General features: G+C 69.4%; 26 protein-coding genes and 1 tRNA gene. 7 read left to right on the forward strand and 20 right to left on the reverse strand.

Features of this window, described 5'->3' with window-relative positions:
- Positions 1-35 precede the first annotated feature (35 nt).
- The 3 genes from ABN401_RS01580 to ABN401_RS01590 are packed head-to-tail and all read right to left on the reverse strand — an operon-like array spanning position 36 to position 2,504.
- Positions 36-1,463, reverse strand: a complete 1,428-nt coding sequence (locus ABN401_RS01580; protein WP_349683058.1) for an ATP-binding protein — start codon at positions 1,461-1,463, stop codon at positions 36-38.
- The gene (locus ABN401_RS01585; protein ID WP_349683059.1) at positions 1,460-2,140 is read right to left on the reverse strand and encodes a response regulator transcription factor; all 681 of its coding nucleotides are present in this window, start codon (positions 2,138-2,140) and stop codon (positions 1,460-1,462) included. The genes ABN401_RS01580 and ABN401_RS01585 overlap by 4 nt, the downstream gene beginning before the upstream one ends.
- A 16-nt stretch (positions 2,141-2,156) precedes the next feature.
- The gene (locus ABN401_RS01590) at positions 2,157-2,504 is read right to left on the reverse strand and encodes a hypothetical protein (RefSeq protein ID WP_349683060.1); all 348 of its coding nucleotides are present in this window, start codon (positions 2,502-2,504) and stop codon (positions 2,157-2,159) included.
- A gap of 201 nt (positions 2,505-2,705) precedes the next feature.
- On the opposite strand from ABN401_RS01590, the gene ABN401_RS01595 reads away from it, so the two are divergent.
- Entirely contained in the window at positions 2,706-3,065 is a 360-nt protein-coding gene (locus ABN401_RS01595; RefSeq protein ID WP_349683061.1) for a hypothetical protein, read from the forward strand.
- A 101-nt stretch (positions 3,066-3,166) separates the two neighbouring features.
- Here ABN401_RS01595 and ABN401_RS01600 read toward each other — a convergent pair whose 3' ends face one another.
- Positions 3,167-3,982, reverse strand: coding sequence for a PhzF family phenazine biosynthesis protein (locus ABN401_RS01600; RefSeq protein WP_349683062.1), 816 nt, complete (start codon positions 3,980-3,982; stop codon positions 3,167-3,169).
- 191 nt (positions 3,983-4,173) lie between these two features.
- On the opposite strand from ABN401_RS01600, the gene ABN401_RS01605 reads away from it, so the two are divergent.
- Both ABN401_RS01605 and ABN401_RS01610 read left to right on the forward strand, forming a co-directional pair.
- On the forward strand, positions 4,174-4,800 hold the full coding sequence (locus tag ABN401_RS01605) for a NeuD/PglB/VioB family sugar acetyltransferase (RefSeq protein ID WP_349683063.1): 627 nt from the start codon (positions 4,174-4,176) through the stop codon (positions 4,798-4,800).
- 85 nt (positions 4,801-4,885) lie between these two features.
- Positions 4,886-5,149 (forward strand): hypothetical protein, encoded by a 264-nt coding sequence (locus tag ABN401_RS01610; RefSeq protein ID WP_349683064.1) that lies wholly within the window; start codon positions 4,886-4,888, stop codon positions 5,147-5,149.
- Positions 5,150-5,200: 51 nt separating this feature from the next.
- Here ABN401_RS01610 and ABN401_RS01615 read toward each other — a convergent pair.
- The 6 genes from ABN401_RS01615 to pheS form a co-directional block, all read right to left on the reverse strand.
- A tRNA-Ala gene (locus ABN401_RS01615) sits at positions 5,201-5,276 on the reverse strand.
- A 108-nt stretch (positions 5,277-5,384) separates the two neighbouring features.
- Positions 5,385-5,999, reverse strand: a complete 615-nt coding sequence (locus tag ABN401_RS01620) for an EipA family protein (protein WP_349683065.1) — start codon at positions 5,997-5,999, stop codon at positions 5,385-5,387.
- 202 nt (positions 6,000-6,201) lie between these two features.
- Positions 6,202-6,744 (reverse strand): TIGR00645 family protein, encoded by a 543-nt coding sequence (locus ABN401_RS01625; protein WP_349683066.1) that lies wholly within the window; start codon positions 6,742-6,744, stop codon positions 6,202-6,204.
- 4 nt (positions 6,745-6,748) lie between these two features.
- Positions 6,749-9,193, reverse strand: a complete 2,445-nt coding sequence (gene pheT / locus ABN401_RS01630) for a phenylalanine--tRNA ligase subunit beta (RefSeq protein ID WP_349683067.1) — start codon at positions 9,191-9,193, stop codon at positions 6,749-6,751.
- 4 nt (positions 9,194-9,197) lie between these two features.
- Positions 9,198-9,587 (reverse strand): hypothetical protein, encoded by a 390-nt coding sequence (locus ABN401_RS01635; protein WP_349683068.1) that lies wholly within the window; start codon positions 9,585-9,587, stop codon positions 9,198-9,200.
- 3 nt (positions 9,588-9,590) lie between these two features.
- Positions 9,591-10,679 carry a phenylalanine--tRNA ligase subunit alpha gene (gene pheS / locus ABN401_RS01640; RefSeq protein WP_349683069.1) on the reverse strand — a complete coding sequence of 363 codons (1,089 nt, stop codon included), beginning with the start codon at positions 10,677-10,679 and terminating at the stop codon, positions 9,591-9,593.
- Between the two features lie 120 nt (positions 10,680-10,799).
- Between pheS and ABN401_RS01645 the strand changes: the two genes are divergently transcribed.
- Positions 10,800-11,192, forward strand: coding sequence for a RidA family protein (locus tag ABN401_RS01645; protein ID WP_349683070.1), 393 nt, complete (start codon positions 10,800-10,802; stop codon positions 11,190-11,192).
- Positions 11,193-11,208: 16 nt separating this feature from the next.
- Here ABN401_RS01645 and ABN401_RS01650 read toward each other — a convergent pair whose 3' ends face one another.
- A complete protein-coding gene (locus ABN401_RS01650) occupies positions 11,209-12,078 on the reverse strand; it encodes a hypothetical protein (RefSeq protein ID WP_349683071.1) in 870 nt (289 codons plus the stop codon).
- A gap of 132 nt (positions 12,079-12,210) precedes the next feature.
- On the reverse strand, positions 12,211-12,720 hold the full coding sequence (locus ABN401_RS01655; protein ID WP_349683072.1) for a hypothetical protein: 510 nt from the start codon (positions 12,718-12,720) through the stop codon (positions 12,211-12,213).
- A 202-nt stretch (positions 12,721-12,922) separates the two neighbouring features.
- On the opposite strand from ABN401_RS01655, the gene ABN401_RS01660 reads away from it, so the two are divergent.
- On the forward strand, positions 12,923-13,969 hold the full coding sequence (locus tag ABN401_RS01660; RefSeq protein ID WP_349683073.1) for a ribonucleotide-diphosphate reductase subunit beta: 1,047 nt from the start codon (positions 12,923-12,925) through the stop codon (positions 13,967-13,969).
- Positions 13,970-13,979: 10 nt separating this feature from the next.
- Here the strand turns inward: ABN401_RS01660 and ku are convergent, their stop codons facing one another.
- Positions 13,980-14,831: a non-homologous end joining protein Ku gene (ku, locus tag ABN401_RS01665; RefSeq protein ID WP_349683074.1), complete on the reverse strand. Its 852-nt coding sequence runs from the start codon at positions 14,829-14,831 to the stop codon at positions 13,980-13,982.
- A gap of 164 nt (positions 14,832-14,995) precedes the next feature.
- Between ku and ABN401_RS01670 the strand changes: the two genes are divergently transcribed.
- On the forward strand, positions 14,996-17,836 hold the full coding sequence (locus ABN401_RS01670; RefSeq protein ID WP_349683075.1) for a M16 family metallopeptidase: 2,841 nt from the start codon (positions 14,996-14,998) through the stop codon (positions 17,834-17,836).
- Between the two features lie 183 nt (positions 17,837-18,019).
- Here ABN401_RS01670 and ABN401_RS01675 read toward each other — a convergent pair whose 3' ends face one another.
- The 3 genes from ABN401_RS01675 to ABN401_RS01685 are packed head-to-tail and all read right to left on the reverse strand — an operon-like array spanning position 18,020 to position 19,820.
- Entirely contained in the window at positions 18,020-18,880 is an 861-nt protein-coding gene (locus tag ABN401_RS01675; protein WP_349683076.1) for a GIN domain-containing protein, read from the reverse strand.
- Positions 18,877-19,467, reverse strand: coding sequence for a DUF1700 domain-containing protein (locus ABN401_RS01680; RefSeq protein WP_349683077.1), 591 nt, complete (start codon positions 19,465-19,467; stop codon positions 18,877-18,879). The genes ABN401_RS01675 and ABN401_RS01680 overlap by 4 nt, the downstream gene beginning before the upstream one ends.
- Positions 19,464-19,820, reverse strand: coding sequence for a PadR family transcriptional regulator (locus ABN401_RS01685; protein ID WP_349683078.1), 357 nt, complete (start codon positions 19,818-19,820; stop codon positions 19,464-19,466). Before ABN401_RS01685 ends, ABN401_RS01680 begins: the two co-directional genes overlap by 4 nt.
- Positions 19,821-19,937: 117 nt before the next feature.
- Here ABN401_RS01685 and ABN401_RS01690 point away from each other — a divergent pair, with 117 nt between their 5' ends.
- The gene (locus ABN401_RS01690) at positions 19,938-20,696 is read left to right on the forward strand and encodes a dienelactone hydrolase family protein (protein ID WP_349683079.1); all 759 of its coding nucleotides are present in this window, start codon (positions 19,938-19,940) and stop codon (positions 20,694-20,696) included.
- Between the two features lie 3 nt (positions 20,697-20,699).
- Here the strand turns inward: ABN401_RS01690 and ABN401_RS01695 are convergent, their stop codons facing one another.
- The 4 genes from ABN401_RS01695 to murJ all read right to left on the reverse strand — a co-directional run bounded on the left by ABN401_RS01695 (position 20,700) and on the right by murJ (position 24,576).
- Positions 20,700-21,158 carry an OsmC family protein gene (locus tag ABN401_RS01695; RefSeq protein WP_349683080.1) on the reverse strand — a complete coding sequence of 153 codons (459 nt, stop codon included), beginning with the start codon at positions 21,156-21,158 and terminating at the stop codon, positions 20,700-20,702.
- Between the two features lie 14 nt (positions 21,159-21,172).
- Positions 21,173-21,862 (reverse strand): GNAT family N-acetyltransferase, encoded by a 690-nt coding sequence (locus ABN401_RS01700; protein WP_349683081.1) that lies wholly within the window; start codon positions 21,860-21,862, stop codon positions 21,173-21,175.
- A 69-nt stretch (positions 21,863-21,931) separates the two neighbouring features.
- Complete coding sequence (gene trpS, locus ABN401_RS01705) at positions 21,932-22,966, reverse strand: tryptophan--tRNA ligase (protein WP_349683082.1); 1,035 nt, start codon at positions 22,964-22,966, stop codon at positions 21,932-21,934.
- Entirely contained in the window at positions 22,966-24,576 is a 1,611-nt protein-coding gene (murJ, locus tag ABN401_RS01710; RefSeq protein WP_349683083.1) for a murein biosynthesis integral membrane protein MurJ, read from the reverse strand. The genes trpS and murJ overlap by 1 nt, the downstream gene beginning before the upstream one ends.
- Positions 24,577-24,590: the final 14 nt, after the last annotated feature.

Consider the following 24,590-nt stretch of genomic DNA (forward strand, 5'->3'; position numbering starts at 1 on the left):
CATTGACACCGGTTTCCAAGCGTGGCCGATCCGGGTCACGCCTCGGCCGCCGGCAGCTCCAGCATGGCCTTCAGCCCTCCCAGATCGCTGGCCGCCAGCGTCAGCCGCCCGCCATAGGCGCGCGTCAGGTCCTCCACGATCGACAGGCCGAGGCCGGACCCCGGCGCGTCCTCGTCCAGTCGCGTCCCCCGCTGCAGCACCGCCGCGCGCTGATCCTCGGGGAGACCCGGTCCGTCGTCCTCGACCACGGCGATCATCTGGCCCAGGCCGCTGGCCCCCGCCGAGACCCGCACCCGGCGCGTCGACCATTTGCAGGCGTTCTCCATCAGATTGCCCAGGATCTCCTGCAGGTCCTGCCGCTCGCCCAGGAAGGCCAGATCGTCGGGCGCGCGCCAGTCGATCTCTACGTCCTTGGACTGGAAAACCCGCTCCAGCATGACCGCCAGCTCGTCGACGACCTCGCCCACCGGGGTCCGCTCGCCCAGACCGTGGGCGGCCCGGGCCGCGGCGCGGGCGCGACGCAGGTGGTGATCCACCTGGCCTTTCATGATCTCCGTCTGCCTGCGGACGATATCGGCCAGCGGCCCCGTCTGCCCCTCCGCCTCGGCCAGCATGACCGACAGGGGCGTCTTCAGCGCATGGGCCAGGTTGCCGACATGGGTCCGCTGGCGATCGACCACTTCCTGATTGTGGTCCAGCAGGCGGTTCACCTGCTGGGCCAGGGGCTGAATCTCGATCGGATAGGCCTGTTCGATCCGGGCGGCCCGGCCCTTGCGGACGTTGGCGATCTCGTTCCTCAGCCCGAACAGCGGCCGCAGTCCCACCTGCACCTGCAGGAAGACCGCGATGACCAGGCCGACGCCCAGCGCCAGAAGCGCGATCCAGACATAGGTGGCGAACTCGCGGGTGTCGGCCTCGATGTCGGACCGGTCGATCCCTGCCATGAAGACCAGGGGCTGGGCCCGGCCGGGCAGGGTCTTCAGACTGGCGGCGATGCGCAGCGGCTGGCGCTGGGGCGCGTCCAGGATGCCGGGGTCGTTGTAGGTGATCAGCGCCCCGTCGCTGCCTTCCAGCCGGGCGGGCAACTCTGGCGCGATGAACAAGGTCTCGCCCGCCAGAGAGGGCGATCGGGCGATCATCCGCACCTGACCGCCCGTCGTGATCTCGCCGACCATCCAGTATTTGCCCGACAGGCCGCGCAGGGTCGGGGCGTCCTTGATCTCGGCCACGGTGACGCCCTCCGGGGTCACAGAGGTGGCGATCACCACCTCGTCGATGGTGTCGCCCAGCATGTCGCCCAGCCGGCGAAAGGCGCTCTCCTGATACTGGGTGGTCAGGATCCAGCCGGTGGCCGCCAGGGCCACGACGATCCAGGCCGAGGCCAGCCAGATCAGGCGACGTGTCAGGCTGCGGCCCGGTCGGCCGATGTAGCGGCCCCAGCCGGCGCCGGCCTCGTCGGTCACGCCGCCTCGGTCTCGCCCGCCAGCGGCGTCAGGCGATAGCCCAGACCCCGCACCGTCTCGATCCGCTCGGACCCGACCTTCTTCCTCAATCGCCCGATGAAGACCTCGATGGTGTTGGAATCCCGGTCAAAGTCCTGATCGTAGAGATGCTCGACCAGTTCGGTGCGGCTGATGACCCGGCCCTGATGCATCATCATATAGTGCAGCAGCCGGTACTCCAGCGACGTCAGCCTCAGCGGCTCGCCGTTCACCGTCGCCCGCGCCGCCTTGGGATCCAGCCGCAAGCCCCCGCAAGACAGGGTCGCCGAGGCGATGCCCGCCGACCGCCGCAGAAGGGCCCGCAGCCGCGCCAGCAGCTCCTCGGTGTGGAACGGCTTGGTCAGATAGTCGTCGGCCCCGGCGTCGAAGCCGGAGACCTTGTCCGACCAGGCGCCGCGCGCCGTCAGGATCAGCACCGGCGTGGTCTTGCCGTCGCGCCGCCAGCGTTCCAGGACCGACACCCCGTCGATCTTGGGCAGGCCGAGGTCCAGCACCACCACGTCATAGGGCTCGGTGTCGCCCAGGAAGTGGGCCTCCTCGCCGTCGGGCGCATGATCCACGGCATAGCCGGCGTCGCCCAGCGCCTGTTTCAGCTGGCGCGAGAGGTCGGCGTCATCCTCGACGAGCAGAACTCGCATCGTTGGTCTTCTTTCCTCAGAGGCGCGCGTCGACGGCGATGTCGATGATCTGCCCGTCGCGCTCGAAACGGAACACATAGGTGGTGCCGCGCAGCCCCAGCGATCCGACGAAGCGCGCGCCGCGGGCCCGGCTCTGGGCGATCGACTGGGCCTGGGCTTCGCTCATCAGGCGCGGCCGTTCGGCCTCGCCCCGGTCGCGGCCACCCCGCGACCCGCGATCCTGCAACAAGGATCCTCCCGCCAGGCCGACGGCCGCCAGCGCGTCGCTGCGCAGGTCCAGCGGACCGCGCGCCTGGGCTTGCGCCACGCCCAAGGGAGCGGCGGCGATCAGGGCGGCGAGGGTGAGGACGATCGGGCGGGACATGGGGGTCTTATAGGCGGAGCGGCCGTGAACAGCGGCTGAACGCGGACCTTAGAGAGGTTTAACCTGACTGGAAATCCGGCTCGCCCCGCCGATGAACGGGGGCTGACGCGCGGTGTTCAGATCGGGCTCAGCCGGGATCGGCTCCTATCGGGTCAACGCAGCCGATCCGGTTGCGGCCTGCCGAAGTGAAGGAGTGTTCCGATGAAAGAGCTGCTCGTCCCCGCCCTCGTCCTGGCCGCGGCATCCGCCGTCGCCCTGCCCGCCGCCGCCCAGTCTTATGGTCCCCGCGCCCAGGTTCAGGCCCAGGGCTATTGGCAGCCGATCAATGTGCGCCAGACCAATCTGGACCGCCGCATCGACCAGGGCCTCCGCAACGGCCAGCTCAGCCGGCGCGAGGCGGTTCGCCTTCGCGGTGAATTCAACAGCCTGCTGCGGCTCGAGGCCAACTATCGCCGGGGCGGACTGACCGCCTGGGAGCGCGCCGATCTCGACCGTCGCTTCGATCGTCTCTCGGCCCAGATCCGCGTCGAGCGTCGCGACCGCGACAACCGTCGCTACTAGGTTTCAAGCCTTCGGGCGGCCATGACACAGCCCTCCCAGCCGGCCGTCCGTGAGAGGGGCGCGATCCACCAGGGTCGCGCCCTTTTCTCATGTCCCAGCCTTCAGACGGAGAGCCGCAGCCGGCTCTCTATCACCGTCACCGCCGACCCTCGGATCAGCACCCGATCGCCCCGCATCTCGGTCTCGAACCGCGCCCCGCGTCCCGGATAGGCCTGGACGAACCGCAGCGTCGCCTGCCCCAGCTTGTCCGAGAACAGCGGCGCCAGCCCGCACCGCGCGGACCCCGTCGCGGGGTCCTCCTCGACGCCGCAGCCGGGGCCGAAGAAGCGATCGACCACATCGTGGTCCTCGCCCGACGACGTCCGGGCGGCCACCACCACCTGCCCCTGCTCCAGACAACCGCCGCCGAACGGCAGCACCGCCCCGGCGCGCGGGCGCAGGTTCCGCACCGTCCCGGCGTCGGCCATGACCGCGATCAGATACCGGCTTTCCCACGCCTCGACCGGCTCGGCCCCCAAAGCCTCGGCCAGGCCCGCCGGGACCGGGACCTGCTTCAGGGGATCGGCCGGAAAATCCATCTCATAGCCGCCGCCCAGCCGCCGGATCGTCAGCGGTCCCGACGCCGTGTCGAAGGTCAGGACCTCGGCCCGGTTCCCGAGCTCGGTCCACAGCGTATGGGCCGCCGCCAGGGTCGCGTGCCCGCACAGAGGCACCTCCTTGGCGGGGGTGAACCACCGCAGATCGAACCGCGCCTGATCGGGGCCGATCCTCAGGAAGGCGGTCTCGGAGTGGTTGTTCTCGGCCGCCAGCGCCTGCATCCATCCGTCGTCGGGCCAGGCCTCCAGCGGTTCCACAACGGCGGCCGGATTGCCCATGAAGGGGTGTTCGGCGAAGGCATCGACGGTCCATTGGCGCATGGTGCCTTTTTAGAGGAGCGGACGGTTTACCCCAACCGTGCGGTTCAACTTCCGGTGCCGTCGCGCCCCTCGCTTGCCCTGATCGGCCGAAGCGCCCTAGCAATCCTCCTTCACCTGCCGGGCTGCCGCGCGGGACGACGGAGAGGTCTGGACGTGGCGAGGGGTCGGGACAGCCGCAGGGAGAAGGCGACATGAGCGGCCGATCCCTGGCCATCCTGGGCGCCGGTGGTCACGCCCGCGTCGTCGCCGACTGCGCCGAACAGGCGGGATGGAGCGGCATCGTCTTCTTCGACGGCTCCGACCTGCCGCCGCCGCCCGGGCCCTGGCCCCTGGTCGGCACGCCGGCGGACCTGATGGCGCGCCTCGCCGAGTTCGACGGCGTCATCGTGGGCATCGGCGACAATGCCGAACGTCTGGACCGGCACAGGCGACTGAGCGAGGCGGGGGCCCGGATGGTCGGCCTAATCCACCCGCGCGCGAGCGTCAGCCCTCATGCCGAGGTCGGGGAAGGCTCCGTCGTCCTGGCCGGTGCCTGCGTGGGCGTCGGCGCAAGGCTGGGTCAGGCCGTGATCGTCAACACCAATGCCACGATCGAGCACGACGACGACCTCGCCGACGGCGTCCATGTCTCGTCGGGCGCCGTGCTGGCCGGGGGCGTGCGCGTGGGCGAGCGGGGCTGGATCGGGGCCGGGGCCGTCGTTCGCCCGGGCGTGGTACTGGGTCGCGACGTGCGCGTCGGGGCCGGCGCCGCCGTCGTCGCGCCCGTCGCTGACGGCCTGACCGTCGTCGGCGTGCCCGCCCGCCGCCTGGATCATTGAGCCCGGCCCTCCGGTCGTCGAAACCGCATGATGTTCGCCATATCGGGGTTTCGGGCGGGCGATTCTTCTCCTAGCGTGCGATCCCATGATCCTGTCGACGTCCTCGGGAGACTTCCCCATCCCGCCCGACGTGGCGAGCCGGCTGCCGCAGGTGCCGCCGGTCCCGGACCCGACCGAGCCGAACTATCGCAGGAAGAAGCGCGAGTTCACCGAATGGCTGGACTCCTCGCCCGAGCACGCCATCGGCTTCGAGCGCCTGCGTCGCTGGCATCTGGTCCAGGACGAACTCGCCCGCCAGGCCATGACCGAGGGCCGCGCCTTCGTCGTCAACGACGACGGCCTGGACTGATGTGAAGAAGCGGACCAAGTCCTGCGAAGCGCTTTCAGGCGCGAAGCAGGATGGTGGAGCCGAGGGGAGTCGAACCCCTGACCTCGTCATTGCGAACGACGCGCTCTACCAACTGAGCTACGGCCCCTGGCCAACCGGACCGGGGTCGCGGCGTGACGGAGAGGGCGCGACATAGGCGGGCCGGACGGCCGGTGTCAACGGCCCGGAAGGTTCTCCGACGTCCCAACCGGCGTTTTCAGAACGGCAGCAGGTTGCGCTGGCGGCTATAGGCCATGGTGCCGACATTGGCGCCCAGCCGCAGGCCCACGCCCGTCCGCACCGGGGCCAGGACGATGCCGTCCGCGCGCTGGTAGTTCACGCCCACCCCGCCGACCAGATAGGCCGACCCCTCGACCCCCGGATAGCGGCGATAGATGGCGTCGGGCGCGTACAGGCCATAGCACAGGGTGAAGACCCGGCTGGCGTTCCCGCCCACGTCCCAGCCGACCGAAATTCCCTGCCAGAACACCTCTTGGGACGCCGACAGGTCCTTCATGTGCAAGGCGCCCCGGCCATAGCGCAGGCCGACGACGGCGGCGCCGGCCGCTTCCTCGCCGGCGATGTAGGCGGTGGGGCGGTCGCCCTGGTCGGCGAAGATCCGCTCGATCGCGGCCCCCATGGCCTCGGCGGCGATGCCCAGTTCGCGCGATCCGGCCGCGACCAGTTCGTCGGCGGTATAGGCCTGGGCGTTGGCGTCCGATGAGATCGGATAGGCCGGCTCGGCCGGCTGGCGCGGCTGGGTCGCGCAGGCCCCCAGCGAGGCGGCGGCGGTGGCGGCGAAGCCGGTCTGGATCAGCTGGCGGCGGTGCATGAAAGGTCTCCTGGTCGCGTCTCGACAGGGTCTGCGACCTTTGAGTCAGCCTTGCGGCGGCAAGGTTAACGGGTCGCTAATCCTCCCCCGTCGGGGGAGGTGGATGCGTAGCGCAGCGAAGCAGACAGAGAGGGCTCGCAGCGCACGCCGATTTCCGCGCTCGAGCAGCGAGCGCCCGCGGCGCGAGCGGTAGCGCCCCCTTTCAATGCTTGTCCGTCTTGGCGGTCAGCCAATCCATGAGCGCCAGCAGCACGCCCGAGACGACGAACGTCAGATGGATGATCACGCCCCACATCATGGCCGGCTCGTCCAGCGGATAGCCGGGCTTGCCAATGTTCATGAAGGTCTTGAGCAGCTGGATGCCCGAGATCGCCACGATGGAGGCGATCAGCTTCATCTTCAGGCCCGAGAAGTCGACCGTGCCCATCCACGGCGGCCGGTCGGTCTCGCCGTCCAGATCCAGCTTGGACACGAAGTTCTCATAGCCCGAGAACATGACGATCAGCAGCAGATTGCCCGCCAGCGACAGGTCGACCAACGTCAGCACCGCCAGGATCGCGGCGTTGGAGTCCATCCGCTGGCCGATCACGAAGGCCTGGGGCAGGTAGTAGACCAGGTCGGTCACGAACACCGCCAGCAGCATGAACAGCGCCAACGCCAGTCCCAGATAGAAGGGGGCCATCAGCCAGCGCGAGCGGAACAGCAGCCGCTCGAACGCGGTCTCGATCCCCGGCTTGGTGCCCATCGGATTACCCCCTCAGACGCGCCCCCAGCTTGTCCGCGGCGGCGACGACCTTGGCCGACAGTGCCTCGATATCGGCGTCCGTCAAGGTGGCTTCGCGCGGCTGCACCACGACTTCCAGGGCGATCGACTTCGATCCTTCCGGAACGCCCGCGCCGCGATAGACGTCGAACACCCGGACCTCCGCGATCAGCGCCTTGTCGACCCCGGCCACGGCCCGGACCAGGTCGCCCGCCGCCCGGCCGTCCTCGACCACGAAGGCGAAGTCCCGCGTCAGCGGCATCAGATTGGGCAGGTCGGCGCTGCCGCGCGCCTTGGTCGCCCCGGTCTTGGCCTTGGGCTCGGGCACGGCGTCCAGCACGATCTCGAAGGCCAGCATGTGCCCATCGGCGTCCAGCGCCTTCAGCACGCGCGGATGCACGGCGCCGAACTCGGCCACCACGGTCTTGGGTCCCAGCTGCAGCCGCGCCGCCCGGCCCGGATGCCACCAGTCAAGGTTCTGGCCCTGAGCCAGCTGCATCGCGGCGACCGGCGCGCCGATCTGTTCCAGCAGGGTCATCAGATCCGCCTTCAGGGTGAACAGGGCGTCGTCGCCCGTGCCCGCCCAGTGGCGGGTGGAACGCGCGCTGATCAGGCCCGCGATCACCGTCCTCTGATCGTTCGGCCCGTCGCCCAGATAGATCGGCCCGATCTCGAACAGGGCCACGTCGCCGTGCCCGCGCGCCGCGTTCCTCGCCGCCGCCTGGATGAGATTGGGCAGGGCCGAGGGCCGCATGCAGTCCAGATCCGACGCGATCGGGTTGTCGACCACCAGCCGCTCGTCGCCGCCGCCGAACATCGTGGCGATGTCCCGGCGCGTGAACGACCAGGTCACGGCCTCGGCATAGCCCATGGCCGCCAGCGCCCGACGCGCGATCCGCACGCGGGCCTGACGCGGGTTCAGCACGCCTCGGCTGGGGGCGCCCTGATCGGGCAGGGGGGTGTCGGGCAGGTGATCGTAGCCGTGGATGCGCGCGACCTCCTCGACCAGGTCGGCCTTGCCCTCCACGTCGCGCCGCCACGACGGCGGGGTCACGGTCCAGGGCGCGGCCGCGCCCGCCGGTGCCGCCGCGATATGGAAGCCCAGCTGACCCAGGATCGTCCCGATCCGGTCGTCCTCCAGTTGAAGGCCAGACAGCCGCTTCACATAGGCGGGGTCGAAGGCGAAGGGGGTGGGGTCGGCCGGGGCCTGTCCCGCCAGAACCACTTCGGACGGCTCGCCGCCGCACAGGTCCAGGATCAGCCGCGTCGCCAGCTCCAGTCCCGGCACGACCGAGGCGGGGTCCACCCCGCGCGCGAACCGGTACTGGGCGTCGGAGGTGATCGTCAGCGTCCGGCCCGTCTGGGCAGTCACGATCGGATCGAACCAGGCGCTTTCCAGGAAGACATCGACCGTGTCCTCGTCGCACCCGGTCGAGACTCCGCCCATGACGCCGCCCAGGCCGATGGGACGTTCCCCGCCCGCGTCGGCGATGACGCACATGGCCGGTTCGGCCGCATAGGTCCTGCCGTCCAGGGCGATGATCTGCTCGGCCGTGCCGGCCGCGATACGGTCCGCCCCGGCCGAGACCTGGCCGCCGCGCACCACGATCTCGGTGCCGACCAGCTTGGCGACGTCATAGACGTGCAGTGGCCGCGCCCGGTCATAGGCGATCAGATTCGTCACATCGACCAGCCGGTTGATCGAGCGCAGACCGATGGCCTGCAGCCGCGTCTGCAGCCAGGCCGGGGACGGCCCGTTCTTCACGCCCCGGATCACCCGCCCGGCGAACACCGGGCACATCTCCGGTGCCTCGATCCGCACGGTGATCGGCGAGGGGAAGGCCCCGCGCACCACCGCGATGTCGAAATGCTTGAGCGTGCCGACGCCCGCCGCCGCCAGATCGCGCGCGATGCCGGCCACGCCCAGCCAGTCGGGCCGGTTCGGCGTCACTTCGAAATCGATCACCGGCTCGGCCCCGAACAGCTGCGCCACAGGCGTGCCGACCGGGATTTCCGGCGGCAGTTCCTGGATGCCGTCGCTCTCGTCAGACAGCTGCAGCTCCGACGCCGAACACAGCATGCCGTTCGAGACCACGCCCCGCACCGGCTTCTCGACCAGGGTCACGCCCAGGCCGGGCACCCAGGCCCCGATCGGCGCATAGATTGTCGTCAGTCCGGCCCGCGCGTTGGGCGCGCCGCAGACGATCTCCTTCATCCCGTCCACCGTCTCGACCTGACAGACCTGCAGCCGGTCGGCGTTCGGATGGCGCTCGGCCGAGACGATCCTGGCCACGGTGAAGGGGGCCAGGGCCACCGTCGGATCGGCGACATGCTCGACCTCCAGCCCGGCCATGGTCATCGCGTCGGCGACTTCGGCGGCCGTCGCGGTGGTTTCCAGATGGTCCTTCAACCAGGACAGGGTGAACTTCACGGTCTCAGGACTCCCGGCGGGTCAGCAGGGCGGTGAAGCCATCCACAAAGGCGTCGTTCCCGGCGAACCCGACGCCCATGAACAGACAGCCTTCGAACGAGCATCCCGGCAGGGCGATGCAGCCCGCCATCATCGGCCCGGCCGCCCGCAGGAACAGGTTGCGCACGTCGCCCGAGGTGTCGCCCATGTTGCAGTTCTCGAAACGCGTGTCCTGCATCGGGGCGACGACGCAGGGCCCTACGATCACGCAATCGATGAACCTCCGGTCCGAGACCCCCAGGCCGCTGGCGTTCGCGGCCTCGGCCAGGCGCGACAGGGGCACGCGCACCTTCTCGAACACCACACGCGTGGCCAGGTTTTCGGGCGTCGGCCCCGTGTTGGCGAGATCATACATGGGTCAGCTCAGTCCGCTGGCGGGGTTGGGGGCGGAGAACGCCGAGAAGCCGTAGTGCGCCAGCCAGCGCACATCGGCCTCGAACATGGGGCGCAGGTCCGGCACGCCGTATTTCAGCATGGCCAGCCGGTCGACGCCCATGCCGAAGGCGAAGCCCTGCCACTGGTCCGGGTCGATGCCGCAGGACCGCAGCACATTGGGATGCACCATCCCGCAGCCCAGGATCTCCAGCCAGTCGTCGCCCTGGTTCAGCACCAGCTTGCCGCCATTCTCGGGCTTTGGCCGGTCGCAGCGGATGTCCATCTCGGCCGAGGGCTCGGTGAAGGGGAAATGATGCGGGCGGAACCGGGCATCCACATCGTCCAGCTCGAAGAACCGCGCCACGAACTCCTTAAGGGTCGTCTTCAGATGACCCATGTGGATGTCCCGGCCGATCACCAGGCCTTCGATCTGGTGGAACATGGGGGTGTGGGTGGCGTCGGAATCCTTTCGGAAGGTCCGGCCCGGCGCGATGATCCGGATCGGCGGCTGCTGGCTCATCATGGTGCGCACCTGCACCGGCGACGTGTGGGTCCGCAGCACCTTCCTCTCGCCCGTCTCGGGATCGGGCTTCAGGAAGAAGGTGTCGTGCATCTCTCGCGCCGGGTGTTTGGGCGGAAAGTTCAGGGCGGTGAAGTTGTGGAAGTCGTCCTCGATGTCCGGGCCTTCCGCGACGGCAAAGCCCATCCCGGCGAAGACGGCGATCATCTCGTCCATCACCTGCATGGTGGGATGAACCCCGCCCTTCCTGCGCGGCCGGGCCGGCAAGGTGAGGTCGACGTGCTCGGCGGCCAGACGCGCGTCCAGTTCGGCGGCCTCCAGCTCGGCCTTCTTGCCCCCGATCGCCGCGGTGACCCGGTCGCGCAGGCCGTTGATGACCGGTCCCTGCTCGCGCCGCTCCTCGGGGCTCATCGCTCCCATGCCCTTCAACAGGCCCGAGATCGCGCCCGTCTTGCCCAGGGCCGCGACGCGCACCGCCTCCACCTCGGCCACGGTCGTGGCCGCGCCGATGGCGTTGATCAGATCGAGTTCGAGTGTGGCGAGGTCGGTCATGTCGCGGATCGTCTAGCGGGTGATCGCCCGCTCAGAAAGCCCCGACGACGGGGTGATCTGGTCCCGGCGGGTCGCTTCCCCATCTGTGGCGCCTCTCCCATCCAAAGAAGGCCGCCCGTCATGGCTCAGAGAACCGTCGTCTCCCCCGCCGCGCCGCATGCCCTTTATGAGCACCACCGCTATTCGCCCGCCATCCGCAGCGGCGACCTGCTGTTCGTGTCCGGCCAGGTGGGCGCGCGCCCCGACGGCTCTCCCGAACCCGATCTCGCCGCCCAGGTCCAGCTCGCCTATGACAACCTCAACGGCGTTCTGGCGGCCGCGGGCGCGAGCTTCGCCGACGTCGTGGACGTGACCCTGTTCATGGTCGATCCCGACGCGATCTTCGAGACCATCTGGCCGGTCCACGTCGCGAACTGGGGCGAAGCGCCCTATCCGAACATCACCGCCGTGGGCGTCACATGGCTCGCCGGCTTCCAGTTCGAGATCAAGGTCATCGCCCGCGTTCCGACCTGACGGCCGGCCCCCGGCTTCAGCCCCGCTCGCCGTACTCCTGCCGGTACGGCATCTCCTGCCGATAGGGCATGCCCTCGCCGGTGTCTCCGGGCGGCAGGTCGCCGTAGTAGCCGGTGGGCGGCGCGACCTGGACCGGCGCGGGCGGATAGGTCTGCGGCTCGGGCAGGGCCGAATAGCCGTATCCAGCATCGTGGCCGCCCGAGTATCCGCCCCGCGCCTCGGCGTAGCCGCCGATATAGGCGCTGCTCTCGCTGTAGCTTTCGCGCATGCTGTAGGACGAACCCGAAGCGCCGTAGCCATGACCGCCGCCATAACCAGACCCGCCGCCGTAACGATGGCCCTCATAGCCGCCGCACCGGTCGCGGCAAGGCGGCGGCGGGGCTGGCGGCAGGTCGCAGCCGCCGCACCGGTCGGTAGTGACATAGCGACGTCCGAAGCCCGCGACGCGATATCCGAACGGCCGGCTGGGCCCGTATCCGGGTCCGCTGACATAGACGTAGCCGTAGCCTCCGCCATAGCCGTAGCCGCCCGGATCGACGCCGCCCGACCCGACCGCGACCATGCCGCCATGGCCGCCGCCATAGGTGCGCGAGACGCCACCGACGTCATAGGCGCGTGCGTTGATGGAGGCCCCGGCGCCCGCACCGGCATAGGCGCTGGCGTTCGCATTGGCGTTGGCATTCACATTGACATTGATGTTGCCGCCATAGTGGCCTCCCCCGCCACCGCAGCCACCCCGGCACCCGCCGCCCGGATGACCCCCTCCGTGCCCGCCTCCGGGATGTCCACCGCCGCCCGGGCGTTCTCCAGCGAAGACAGGGGCGGCGGCCAGCACCATCAGGGCGGCCAGGAACGAGATCACGACAGAGGGAAAGCGGTCGAACACGGGGGGCACTCCACAGGCGGCGACAGGCCACCCTAGGTCCCGAATCCGCGCTTGGGTTCCGGATGCTCCCCCGGCGCGAGAGATCCCCGCGAGACGTGGTTAAACTTCGCGTTCATGGCGTGAAGCCTGGCCTCAGCGGTCGTAGAGGTAGGGCCCGCTCCCACAGTCGCAGTCCCGCCGATAGTCGCCTCGATGGTCGGGTCCCCGGGGCGCCCGATCGTCGTTGTAGCCATAGGCGTCGTGATAGCCGCGCCCCGGCGGGCTCGACCACCGCGTCCAGCGGTTGCCCGTGCTGTAGCCATATCGCCCGCCGCGATCATGGCCATAGCCGTATCCCTGTCCGTATCGGCTCGGCGGCCGATAGGCGCGCGGATCACCATAACCCTGTCCATAGCCGTAGTCGCCACCGTAGCCATCGCCGCCATGCGCCGGTGCCGGCCCGTTGACGCGCCCGGTCGCCGCATATCCCGTCGCCGCATAGGCCCGGCCGTCCCATTCGGTCAGGCCGCCGCCCCAGCTGCCGTGCGACTGGCCCCACGTCACCACCGGCGCGCGGTGGTAAGGCTGGCCCCACGTCTGGGCCGTCGCCGCGGACGCCAGCATTCCCGCGATCAGGGCTCCCGTCATCCAGACTGCGCGCATCCCGTCCTCCATGGCGTCGATGGAAAGGTTAACACGGTTCGGCGGCTTTCGTTCTCACGCCCCAACTCCGCGACGGATTGTCCCCATGTCCACACAAGATGTTGATGCTGGGGATCGTTAATCATCTAGCGGTAGCGTCGGCGACAATTCTGGGCTTGGATGGTCCAGACACTTCCAACCCCTGTTCGCCTCGGTCATCGCCATGAACGCTCACGTCTCGATCACGCCCGCCCCCGCCGGCCTGTTGACGCCCTCGGCGGCCTACAAGCCGTTCCGCTATCCGTGGGCCTTCGACATGTGGAAGAAGCAGCAGCAGGTCCACTGGATGCCCGAGGAAGTGCCGCTGGGCGAAGACTGCAAGGACTGGGCGGCGAACCTGAACGACAAGGAGCGCAACCTCCTGACCCAGATCTTCCGCTTCTTCACCCAGTCCGACATCGAGGTCGCCGACAACTACATGGAGAAGTACGGCCGGGTCTTCAAACCGACCGAGGTGAAGATGATGCTGTCATCCTTCGCCAACATGGAGACCATCCACATCGCGGCCTACGCCCTGCTGCTCGAGACCATCGGGATGCCCGAGAGCGAGTTCGGGGCCTTCATGGAATACGAGGCCATGAAGGACAAGCACGACTACATGGGCCAGTTCGGGGTCGAGACCGAGGCCGATATCGCCCGCACGCTCGCCATGTTCGGCGGCTTCACCGAGGGGCTGCAGCTGTTCGCCAGCTTTGCCATGCTGATGAACTTCCCGCGCCAGAACAAGATGAAGGGCATGGGCCAGATCGTGTCGTGGTCGGTGCGCGACGAGAGCCTGCACTGCGATGGCATCATCAAGCTGTACCACGCCTTCAACAAGGAAACCGGCTGCGTCACCCCGGCCGTGGCGGACGACATCGTCGAATGCTGCCGCACCGTGGTGAAGCTGGAGGACAAGTTCATCGACCTGGCCTTCGAGGCCGGGGAGGTCCAGGGCATGACGCCCGAGGACATCAAGCAGTACATCCGCTTCATCGCCGACTGGCGCCTGCGTCAGCTCAAGCTGCCCGAGCTCTACGGCGTGAAGGAAAACCCCCTGCCGTGGCTGCAGTCGCTGCTGAGCGGCGTCGAACACGCCAACTTCTTCGAGGCCCGCGCCACCGAATACTCCAAAGCCGCCACCCAGGGCGCCTGGCACGGCGCGGACGGCGTCTGGGGCGAGTTCGACAAGCTGATGGCCCGTCGCGACATGAGCATGGTCGCGGGCTGAGGCAGCGGCGTCAGGCCGCCGACTTCCGCCTGGCCGGGGCCTTCCTGGACGTCGCCTTCTTCGGGGCGGCCTTGTTCGTCGGCGCGGCCGATCCCTTCAGGCTGTTCTTCAGGGCGGCCATCAGGTCGATGACATTGGTGTCGTCGGGCTCGGTCACATCGACCGTGCCTTTGCCGCCATTGGTCTTGGTCTTGATCATCTCGCGCAGCGCGTCGTCGTAGCGGTCCGTGAAGCCGGCCGGATCGAAGTCGGCCTCCTTCTGGGCGATGATGCGGGCGGCGATCTCGACCATGTCGGCGTCGGCCTTCACCGTCGGGATGTCGTCGAAATAGTCGGCGGCGTCGCGCACCTCGTCGTGGGCTCGCAGGGTGTAGGCGACCAGCCCCTTGTCGCGGACCTCCAGCGCGATCTGCCGCTCCTTGCCGCGCAGAACCAGGCAGCCCAGCGCCACCTTGCCCTGCTTCTTCATGGCGTCGCGGATGACGGCGAAGGCCTCGACACCCGCGCCCTTGTCGGGGACGACGAAGAAGGGGGCGTCCCAGAACAGCCGGTCGATCTCGCTCTCGTCGACGAACGTGTCGATCGAGATGGTCTTGGTGCTCTCCAGCCTGACCTTGTCGAAGTCGGCGTCGTCGAACAGGACATATTCGTCCTTGGATACCTCATAGCCGCGCACCAGATCGCTGCGCTCGACCGGGCCGGTGTCCGGATCGGTCGGCACCATGCGGATGCGGTTGTTGGTGTCCGGGTTGATCAGGTGGAACCGCACATCGTTGGTCGCGGTGGTCGCGGTGAACAGCGCCACCGGACAGGTGACCAGCGACAGCTTCAGATGCCCCTGCCAGGTGGGTCGTGCGGCCATGATGAAATCTCCTCAGCCCCCGGAATGCGCGACGAAGCGTTGCGTTCGCACAGCGGGGCGTCGAAGCGGCTTCATGACTCTTTGTTCATGAACCGCCTCCGGCGATTGCGTCCGTGTAATCCCTGACTAAGGTTCCGGCGCTTTTCAGGAAAAGGACCGTTTTTATGCGTCTTCGCGCCGTATCGCTCGCCGCCCTCCTCGCCGCCACGGCCCCCGCCCTGGCGTTCGCCCAGGCCCCCGCCGTCGCCGTGGCGAGCGCCCCCAGCGTCGCCCAGGCCCAGGACCTGCAGGCCGCGCCGGTCGCCGATCTGGTGGCCGAGGTCGACATCCCGTGGTCGCGCTTCACCCTGGACAACGGCCTGACGGTGCTGGTCCACGAGGACCGCAAGGCCCCGGTCGTCGCGGTGTCGATCTGGTACAACGTCGGCTCCAAGGACGAGCCGGCCGGTTCGACCGGCTTCGCCCACCTGTTCGAACACCTGATGTTCGGCGGATCCGAGAACGCGCCCGGCAGCTATCTGGGCCGCATGCGGGCGCTGGGGCCGACCAATCTGAACGGCACCACCTGGTTCGACCGCACCAACTATTTCCAGACCGTCCCCACCCCGGCCCTGGAGCAGACCCTGTTCCTGGAAAGCGACCGGATGGGCTATCTGCTGGGCGAGGTCGGCCAGGACGTACTCGATCTGCAACGCGGCGTCGTCCAGAACGAGAAGCGTCAGCGCGACAACCAGCCCTACGGCCTGTTCTCCTACACCCAGCAGGACACCCTGTTCCCCGTTGGACATCCCTATCGCCACTCGGCCATCGGCTCGATGGCCGATCTGGACGCCGCCAGCCTGGAGACGGTGCGCAACTGGTTCCGCGACAACTATGGTCCGAACAACGCGGTCCTGGTCCTGTCGGGCGACATCGACGAAGCCACGGCGCGCACCCTGACCGAGCGCTATTTCGGGCCGATCGCGCGCGGACCGGTGAACGAACCCGCCCAGGCCGACGTGCCGACGCTGGACGCGCCGGTCGAGATCACCCTCCACGACCGGGTGGCCAACACCCGCATCACCCGCAACTGGGCCGTCCCCGGCATGCTGAGCGAGGACGCCGTGCCCCTGGCGGTCGGCGCCTCGGTGCTGGGCGGACTGGCCAGTTCGCGGCTGGACAATGAGCTGGTTCGCGGCGACGAGACGGCCGTTTCGGTGCAGGCCGGCATGCAGGCCTATCACCGCGTCGGCATCTTCCAGGTCTCGGCCAATGTGAAGGCCGGCGAGGACGCGGAGGCCGTCGGTGCCCGTCTCGACGCCATCATGGCCGACCTGATCCAGAACGGCCCGACCGAGGAAGAGGTCGCCCGCGTCGCCACCCGCTACGTCGCCGGCACGCTGCAGAGCCTGGAGCAGGTCAACGGCAAGGCCTCGACCCTGGCCGAGGGCCAGCTCTATGCGGGCGATCCCGACTATTACAAGCGCGAGCTGGAGGCCTATGCCTCGGTCACCCCGGCCCAGGTCCGCGACGCCATGCAGCGCTGGCTGACCCGGCCGGTCGCCTCCATCACCATCGCTCCGGGCGAGCGCGAGGCCTATGTCGAGGCCGCCTCGGCCCCGCCGGGGGCCACCCCTGTCCCCGCACAGGAGATCCAGCGCGTCGAGCGCATGGCCATGCCCGAGATCGGCGAGGTGCCGGACATCGACTTCCCCGCCGTCGAGCGCGCCCGCCTGTCGAACGGCATGGAGGTCGTCTACGTCCAGGTCGACACCGTGCCGGTGACCCGCGTCGCGGTCGAGTTCGACGCCGGCTATGCCGCCGACCGGGCCGATCGCCTGGGGGCCCACAGCCTGATGCTGGACCTGCTGGACGAGGCCACCACCACGCGCGGCCCGACCGATCTGGCCGAGGCGCAGGAACGACTGGGCGCCAACATCAACGTCGGCGCCTCGATGGATCGCTCGACCGCGACCCTGTCGAGCCCCAGCGCCAACCTGGCCCCGTCGCTGACGTTGCTGGCCGACGTCATCCGCAACCCGGCCTTCTCCGAGGCCGAGGTCGAGCGGGTGCGCCAACAGCGTCTGTCGGCCATCGCCAACGAACGCACCAACCCCAACGCCATCGCGCTGCGCGCCCTGCCGCCGCTGCTCTACGGGCCCGACAGCCCCTATGGCCGTGGCTTCACCGGTACGGGCGACGAGGCCACGGTCCGGGCCCTGACGGCCGCCGACCTGCGCGGCGAGCACGCCGCCTGGATCCGCCCGGACAACGCCACCGTGTTCGTGGTTTCGGACCGGCCCCTGGCCGAGGTCCAGGCCGAGCTGAACCGGGCCCTGGGCGACTGGTCCGCGCCCTCAGCCGCCAGGGGCGAGAAGCGGTTCGCCGCCACCGTTCCGGCCGCCCAGCCGCGCATCGTCCTGATCGACCGGCCGCAGTCGCCGCAGTCGCTGATCCTGGGCGGGCAGATCCTGCCGCTGTCGGGCACGGACGACACCCTGACGCTGAACGCCGCCAACTCCATCCTGGGGGCGGACTTCCTGTCGCGGATCAACGCCGACCTGCGCGAGACCAAGGGCTGGTCCTACGGCGTGCGCGGCAACGTGAATCTGGTCGAGCACCAGGTGCCGTATCTGATCAACGCGCCGGTCCAGGCCAACCGCACGGCCGACTCGGTCGCGGCCCTGATCGCCCAGTACGAGCGGTTCCTGGAAGCCGAGGGCGTCACGGCGGCCGAACGCGACCGCGCCGTCGCCGGCAACACCCGCTCGCTCGCCGGCCAGTACGAGACTTCGGCCCAGGTGATGAACGCCCTGATGACGAACGCCCTGTTCGATCGTCCGGACGACTACGCCGAGACGGTGGCCAGCCGCACCCGCGCCCTGACCCCGGCCGAGATGGACGCCGCCGCCCGCGCCGCGATCGATCCGGACCGCTTCGTCTGGGTCGTGGTGGGCGACGCCTCGGTGGTGCGCCCGCAGTTCGAGGCGCTGGGAATGACGGTCGAGGTTCAGCCGATCCCCTAGACCCTGATCGGCTGAGGGGGAATCGCTTCGCGATTCCGCTGATGCCGTGAATCAGGGTCCAGGATCCAGCGAGAGCATGATTCACGCTTTCGGCGGACCCACGCAGGGGGTCCTCCTCAATCGATCATGCTCCAGGGCCAACCGACTGCCCCTTCTCTCGCAAGGGGAGAAGGGACCCCGCCCCTACCGTCCTTCCGTCACCTCGACCGAACGGGTCGTCGAGACGGTGACCGGCGGCGTGTCGGACACGCGCCGCTCGGACCGGACGCTGACCACGTCGATGTCGCCCGACCCGCTGATCGACTGGTTCAGCGTCGCGGGCTGCTGCGTCAGCTCGACGTCGCCCGAACCCGAGATGGTGATATCCGCCCGGCCGGTCGGGCCAAGGCGGGCCTCGCCCGAGCCGGCGATGGCGACATTGGCGTCGGTCAGGATGAGGCGGGACAGGTCGGCCTCGCCCGAGCCGGAGATATCGAGCTCCAGCGCCGTGGCCCGGCCGTCGATCTCGATCTCGCCCGAGCCGGACAGGTCGATGGCCATGGTGTCGTGGTCGTAGTCGCGGATCTTGACGTCCGAGGAGCCTTCGAGATCGAAGGTCGTGACCGACGGTGCCGTGACCGTGATGCGGACGCGTTCGGTATCGGACCAGCCGTCGATGCCGTCGCTGTCCCAGCGCACGGTGACGCGCTCGGGGCCGTTGTCCATCCAGATGCGCGAACCCTGGACGCGGATGCGGTCGATGACGCTCTGGGGGCCGACGATCTCGACGGTGTTGGCGTCGCCCTGGACGTAGGTGACGTCCGCCGGCAGGTCGAGCTCCAGACGCTCGCCGCCCTCGAAGGCGACCGAGCGGGTGATGTCAGGGCCGAGATCCTCGGCCTTGCCGGCGCGCTGGATGCGGCCGTTGCCCCACTCGTCCTCGGTGAAGGTCCAGGACCAGCCGTTGGCGGCCAGATCGCGGCTGCCCAGGGCGGCGGCGCCGCCGATCGTGGCGATCGACAGAACGAACGCCGCGCCGGCGATGATGAAGAGGGTGCGGATCATGCCGAGGCTCCCGAAGTCGTGGTGTTGGAGGGTTCAAGCGCCGGCTTCAGCAGCCGGTAGTGAAGACGGGCGAACCAGACCAGGCCGTTGACCAGCCAGACGCTGACGATGGCCAGGAGGGCGGCGATCGTGGTCGCCGCCGCCATCAGGCCGAGGCCGAACAGGATGGCCGCCAGCGGTCCGCCCGGAGGCGCCGCGAAGGGTCCGGCCACCATGACCGCGCCGCCCGAGAAGAACAGGGCGATGGCGGCGATGAAGAAGCCGAAAATCGTACCGATCACGCCCATCAGGATGGGCAGCAGGATCAGGATGTCGATGGCGCCCAGCCCCAGAACCGCGAAGACGGCGGCGGCGGCGGCCGACGGGTTCTTCTCCTGGTGCCAGCGCTGGGCCCCGGCCTCGGCGCGCAGTTCGCGGGCCAGGCGGTCGGGATCACCGAGGGCGGCGGCCACCTCGGCCTCGGAGCGACCGGCCGCGACGCCGTCGTCGAAGTGGGTCTCGTAGTCCGAGACGATCTCGGCGGCGGTGGTCGTCGGCAGGCCGACGAGGCCGGCTTTCAAGCGGCGAAGAAATTCCTGACGGGTCATGCGGGCTCCCCCTGAGCTTGGGCGTCTGCGGCGCTCGGCGTCACGATGGCGTCGACGGCGCGGGCGAAATGGGTCCATTCGGCGGATTGGGCGGCGAGGGCGTCGCGCCCGGCCGGGCTGAGCCGGTAGTATTTGCGCGACGGGCCCGCGCTGGATTCGACCAGATAGGTCTCGACCAGGCCGTCGGTCTGCATCCGCCGCATCAGCGGGTAGATGGTGCCCTCGCCCATGTCGATGGCGTCGGACAGCCGGCTGGCGATCTCGTAGGCGTAGCTGTCGCCCCGGGCGAGAAGGGCGAGAACGCACAGCGTCAGCACCCCCTTCTTCAGCTGGATCTCTATGGTTTCGGGCATGCCGATCACCTCCTTTGACAGATGACGATCTATCGCAAGGTATCTGGCGTCGCAAGGTAGCTGGCGAAACATGACAGAGATTTAAGGCAGCGCTCCATGTGGGCTAGGAGGACGCCGATGGACACCCTCGCCACCCGCTGGTCCCGGCTTGAGCCGCACGTCACGATCGTTGGGCCGGACGACGATCGGCCCAGGCCGGCGGTGCTGCTGTTTCACGGGTGTGGGGGCCTGCGGGGGCATCTGCCGCGATACGCGGCGGCGGCGAAGGCCCGGGGCTGGCGGGCGGTCATCGTGGATTCCTATGCGCCGCGCGGATGGAGCCGGCAGTTCGCCATGGCGACGGTCTGCACCGGTCTGTTGCTGCGCGGATGGGAGCGGGCCGGTGATATCCTGGCGACGATCCACGGCGTCTCGGCCCGGCCCGAGGTGGACGCCTCGACCCTGGTGCTGGCGGGGTGGAGCCACGGGGGCTGGGGCATCATGGAGGCGATGAGCGCGGATCGGGAGCGGGCCGGCGCCTTGGGGCTGGTCGATGCGGGGGCCGTGTCGCTGGAGGCGGTCAAGGCGACCTATCTGGCCTACCCCTACGTCGGGGTCGCGGCCCTGAACCGGATGCGGCCCTGGCGGCATTGCCCCAAGACCCTGGCCGTGGTGGCGGCGAAGGATCATCTGACCACCGTCCGCAACGCCGAACGGGTGCATGCCATGGTCAGGAATTGCGGAGCCGAGGTCGAGACCTGGATCGCGGACGGCACCCACAGCTTCGACGAGCCGATGACGGCCCCGCCCATGCGTTACGACGACGCCCTGTGCGCCGAGGCGATCCGGCGGTTCGCGGCCCTGCTGGAGGACACGGCGGTCGCGCCTCCGGTCTGACAATCAGGCCGGTTCGATCCGCACCTCGCCCCGGATGGAGTTGGCGATGTAGCAGAGGCGGTGCGACTGATCGTGCAGGTCCGCCAGTTTCGCCGCGTCGGGCTCGGCCCCCGCCCAGGTCACGGCGGGACGCAGGACGATCTCGGTCATCGACATCCGGCCCCGGTCGTCGCGCGCCAGGGTGCCCGAGGCGGCGTCGCGATAGCGGTCGATGACGAAGCCGGCCTTTCCGGAGAGGGCCAGGAAGAACAACATGTGGCAGGCGCTGACCGCGGCCACCAGCGCCTCCTCCGGGTCCACGGCCGCGGGGTCCGACATCGGCGCGGGGACGCTGGTCGGGGCCGAGGAGCCGCGAACGACGGCGCCGCCGTCGAAGGTCCAGTCATGGGCGCGGGAATAGCGGTTGTCTGTGAAGGGCTGTTCGCCCCGGACCCATTCGACGGTGGCGGTGTGGTCGCTCATGGCGGGCGCTCCGGTCAGGCCAAGACGGTATAGGTCACGCGGGCCCTGGCGTGGAAGCCCAGGCTTTCGTACAGGGCGACCGTCGCCTCGTGCGTGGCATAGGCGTGCAGGAAGGCGGTCTCGCCCTCGGCCAGGATGGCGGCGACGACGCGGCGCGACAGGGCCGTGGCTAGGCCATGGCCGCGAAAGTCGGGATGGGTGCAGACCCCGGACAGTTCGGTGTGGCCCTCGACCCGCAGCCGTCGCCCGGCCATGGCGGCGAGGCGACCGTCGCGCCGGACGCCGATGAAGCCCCCGAGCCTATGGGTGCGGGGGCGAAACGGGCCGGGCTTGGTCAAAGTGGCGAGCGCCAGCATCTCGGCGGCGTCGGCGTCGCCGAGGACGACCACCTCGAGGCCGTCGTCCTCGGGCGCGGGGGTCAGGGCTTCGCAGATCATCTGGAGGCAGGGGTTGCGACTGATGATCTCGACGCGGGTCGGCAGGACACCGTCCATCGGCCCACCCTCCAGCTCGACCAGACCCGCGCCGGGGTGGGCGCGGCACAGGGCGGCTAGGGCGGCGACGCTGTCGGGCGAGGCGTCGGCGGCGGCCGCGAAGACGCCGACCTCCGGGTCGATCCGCACGGCGTGCGCGTCGCCGAGCGCGGCCTCGGACAGCCGTCCGGTCAGGGCGTTCCACAGCGGGCGGTCGAGCGGGTGATCCATGCCCGGCTTCTAGGCCTGGACATCGTCACGGTGAAGCCGGCCCGACGATGCCGGGGCCGAAAGTCGCCGTCAGCCGCGCCAGAAACCCACGATGCGCTTGACCTCGTCGACCACCGGATCGGCGATGGCCGTCGCGCGCTCGGCGCCGTCGCGGAGGACTCGGTCGATCTCGGCCGGGTCTTCCATCAGGCGGCGCATCTCGGCGGTGACGGGGGCCAGGGCCGCGACCGCGAGATCGGCCAGGGCGGGCTTGAAGGCGCCGAAGCCCTGGCCCGCGAACTGGGCCGTGACGGCGTCGCGGGTGGTGTCCGACAGGGCGGCGTAGATGGCGATCAGGTTCCGCACCTCGGGCCGATCGTCCAGGCTCTCGCCGGGGTCGGGCATGACGCCCATGTCGGTCTTGGACTTCCTGATCTTGGCGGCGATGGTGTCGGCGTCGTCGGTCAGGTTGATGCGGCTCTGGTCCGAAGGATCCGACTTGGACATCTTGGCCGCGCCGTCGCGCAGGCTCATGACCCGGGTCGCCGGGCCCTGGATCAGGGGTTCGGGCGGGGGGAAGAAGCCGGGCGCATTGAAGTCGGTGTTGAACTTGGCGGCGATGTCGCGGGTCAGTTCCAGATGCTGTTTCTGGTCCTCGCCGACCGGCACCTCGGTCGCCTTGTAGAGCAGGATGTCGGCGGCCTGGAGCACGGGGTAGGTGTAGAGGCCGACCGAGGCGCGCTCCTTGTGCTTGCCCGACTTCTCCTTGAACTGGGTCATGCGGTCCAGCCAGCCGAGGCGGGCGACGCAGTTCAGGATCCAGGCGAGCTCGGAATGGGCGCGAACGGCCGACTGCGGGAAGATGGTCGACTTCGCCGGGTCCAGGCCCGAGGCGATGTAGGCGGCGGCGATCTCTCGCGTCTGGGCGGTCAGGACGGCGGGGTCCTGCCACACCGTGATGGCGTGCAGGTCGGCGACGAACAGAAAGCAGGGCGCGCCCTGGTCCTGGAGCGCCGTGAACCGCTTGAGCGCGCCGAGATAGTTGCCCAGGTGCAGCGCCCCGGACGCCTGGATACCGGACAGGATGCGGCGCGGGCCGGCGTATTCAGGGGCGGTATCGGTCATCAGTCCAGTCCGGAGGGGGTGGAGGCCCCCGATCCTTCAGCATTGGGTTCACGCCTCAGCACCGCCTTGAGTTCGGACGGGCTGACAGCGCGGAAAAGCACGAGGCAGACGCCATACACAAGGGCCCCGGCGCCGCAGACCGCCAGGACGGCGACCTCCTTGGCCAGCAACAGGCGGGCCAGATCCTCGTAGAAGACGCTGGCGGGCAAGAGGACCGCAGCCATGGCGGCGCTTGCCAGCAAGACGCGGGCGAAGCGCGAGGCGAAGCGGCCCGACAGGCTCCAGGTCCCCTCACGCATCAGGGTTCCGGCCAGGAGCGCGACATTGACCCAGGCCGAGACGCTGGTGGCGACAGCCAGGCCGACGACGCCGTCCATGCCCGCTCGCTCCAGCCCGAAGAACAGGGCGGAACCGAGGGCGACCGTGATGGCCACCGAGGCGATCGAGAAGATCATCGGGCGACGGGTGTCCTCGCGCGCGAAGAAGGGCGGCGTCAGGACCTTGGCCAGGACGAAGGCGGGCACGCCCCAGGCGAAGTGGCGGAGCACATCGGCGGTGCGGGCGGCGTCCTGGCTGGTGAAGGCGCCGCGCGTGACGGTAGCGTCGATGATGAAGAAGGGGATGACGAACAGGGCCACGGCGGCGGGCAGGGTGAAGGCCATCGACAGGGTGATGCCGTCGTCCAGCGTGCGGCGTCCGCCCTCGTGATCGCCTGAGACGAAGGCCCGGGTCAGGCGCGGCACCAGGGCCAGGCCGATGGCGACGCCGACGAGACCGAGGGGCAGTTGGTAGAGGCGGTCGGCGTTGTAGAGCACCGAACGCGCGCCCTCGTTGGAGCCGGTCAGCAGCTGGCTGACGACCGAGTTCAGCTGCAGCGCCCCGCCCGCCAGAACGCCGGGCACGGCCAGCTTCAGGGTGCGGGAGACGCCGGGCGTCAGGCGTGGCAGGCCGAGCCGCAGGGTCACCCCCAGCCGCCGCACGCCCCACCACAGGAGCGCCATCTGGATCAGGCCCGACAGGCTGACCGCCGCCGAGGTGGCCAGCAGGACCGTGGTCTGGTCCATCTCGACCACATAGGGGGCCAAGAGCGGGAACAGGGTGCAGAGATTGAGGAACACCGGCACCCCGGCCGAGAGGGCGAAGCGGCCGGAGGTGTTCAGCACCCCCGACAGCAGGGACGCGATCGTCATGCAGGCCAGATACGGCATGGTCAGCTGGGCGGCGGTGGTGGCCGCGAACATGACGCCCGTATCATCGCGCCACGCCGACAGGAGCCACGGCATGATCCACGGCATGGCGACCTGAAGCAGGATGCAGAACCCCGCGACGACGGCGAACATGAAGCTGAGGGCCTCGGACGCGGTCACGGCGGCGGCGGCGTCGCCTTCCCGGGCGCGGACACCGCCGTAGATGGGGACGAAGGCCTGGGCGAAGGCGCCCTCGGCGAACAGGCGCCGGAACATGTTGGGCAGCATCAGCGCCGTGGTGAAGGCATCCATCATCGGCCCCTGGCCGAACTGGGCCGACAGGGCGAGGTCGCGGCCGAAGCCGAGGATGCGGCTGCCCAACGTCAATGTCGCCTGAACCAGGGTGTTGCGGGCGAGGCTCATCTCCGCCCTTCCTT

Source organism: Brevundimonas aurifodinae, from assembly GCF_040195595.1.
GTDB lineage: Bacteria > Pseudomonadota > Alphaproteobacteria > Caulobacterales > Caulobacteraceae > Brevundimonas > Brevundimonas aurifodinae.